Origin of the sequence: Mesorhizobium sp. M2A.F.Ca.ET.067.02.1.1 (genome assembly GCF_004023285.1) — a bacterium.
Taxonomy (GTDB): Bacteria; Pseudomonadota; Alphaproteobacteria; order Rhizobiales; family Rhizobiaceae; genus Mesorhizobium.
In genome coordinates this window covers 1-1,237 of record NZ_RZSB01001144.1, presented here as the reverse complement: position 1 = coordinate 1,237, position 1,237 = coordinate 1, and the positions used below count along the sequence as shown (strand labels likewise).

Below are 1,237 nucleotides of genomic sequence, written 5' to 3'. Positions count from 1 at the left end.
CCGCGATACGGAGTGTTTGCGGATCATGACATTCCCCCGTTGAAAAAAGGGCACCTTCACAACGCAGGACTGTAGCCGAAGGTCCGGGGTCGGACAGTGATTTCAAGGCTTTTCGTTAAGCGGCGCGGTTAAGGAATTGCTACCTTGCGGATGGCTTCGTGCGGCCAACCAGGACCGAAGCCGTCGCGCGCGATCAAATCGGCGGTATTTCCCGGGCCGGTCGCGCTTTACTCGACTTAACCAGATGGTTAGGAGAGGCGGCCTTGCGCTAGGGTGAGCCGGCATCCTATTTAGGTCGTAACCGATCCAGAACGATTCCGCGCCATTGCTCGTATAACAAGGTGCCGGAAATCCATCTCCAACAAGGGTAGTCCATGAAGAACCCCGTTGAAACCTACATGAACCTCGTTCCGATGGTGGTCGAGCAGACCAATCGCGGCGAGCGCGCCTATGACATTTTCTCGCGCCTCTTGAAGGAACGCATCATCTTCATCACCGGTCCGGTCGAGGACGGGATGGCGACGCTGGTTTGTGCACAGCTTTTGTTCCTCGAGGCGGAGAACCCCAAGAAGGAAATCAACCTCTACATCAATTCGCCGGGCGGCGTCGTCACCTCGGGCATGGCGATCTACGACACCATGCAGTTCATCAAACCGGCCGTGTCGACGCTCTGCATCGGTCAGGCCGCCTCGATGGGGTCGCTGCTTCTGACCGCCGGCCACAAGGACATGCGTTTCGCCACGCCGAACGCCCGGATCATGGTCCACCAGCCGTCCGGTGGCTTCCAGGGTCAGGCGTCGGACATCGAACGTCATGCGCAGGACATCATCAAGCTGAAGCGCCGCTTGAACGAGGTCTATGTCAAGCATACCGGCAAGAGCTATGAGGAGATCGAGCGGACGCTCGACCGCGACCACTTCATGACCGCGGACGAGGCCCGGGATTTCGGTCTGATCGACAAGGTCATCTCGAGCCGCGAGGCCGCCGAGACAGCCACGGCTTCAGCCTGATTTCGGCAACAAACGACAGCATAACTCGGTTTTGGCGCGGCTTGCGGCATTTCGGCCACATTTGGCTGTTCCCTCAGGCGTTGGGATTGCCTACGTTAAGGCTATGTTGATTTTCGACGGCTTAGCTTTGAATGGGGTTGCAGCGAATCATTGCCGCGTTTTCTGATTTCGTGTTTCGTACAGAATGCGCTGTGTGAGCCGGGACACTGGCGGGGGCGGGTTTCCGC

Annotated in this window: 1 protein-coding gene; it reads left to right on the top strand. The window is 58.2% G+C overall.

Annotated elements, in window-relative coordinates; genetic code table 11:
• Positions 1–374 precede the first annotated feature (374 nt).
• Complete coding sequence (clpP, locus tag EOA28_RS36220) at positions 375–1,010, top strand: ATP-dependent Clp endopeptidase proteolytic subunit ClpP (protein ID WP_126082438.1); 636 nt, start codon at positions 375–377, stop codon at positions 1,008–1,010.
• Positions 1,011–1,237: the final 227 nt, after the last annotated feature.

Coding starts and splice junctions, on each gene's coding strand:
- clpP (WP_126082438.1), top strand. CDS start 375: ATGAAGAACCCCGTTGAAACCTACATGAACCTCGTTCCGATGGTGGTC.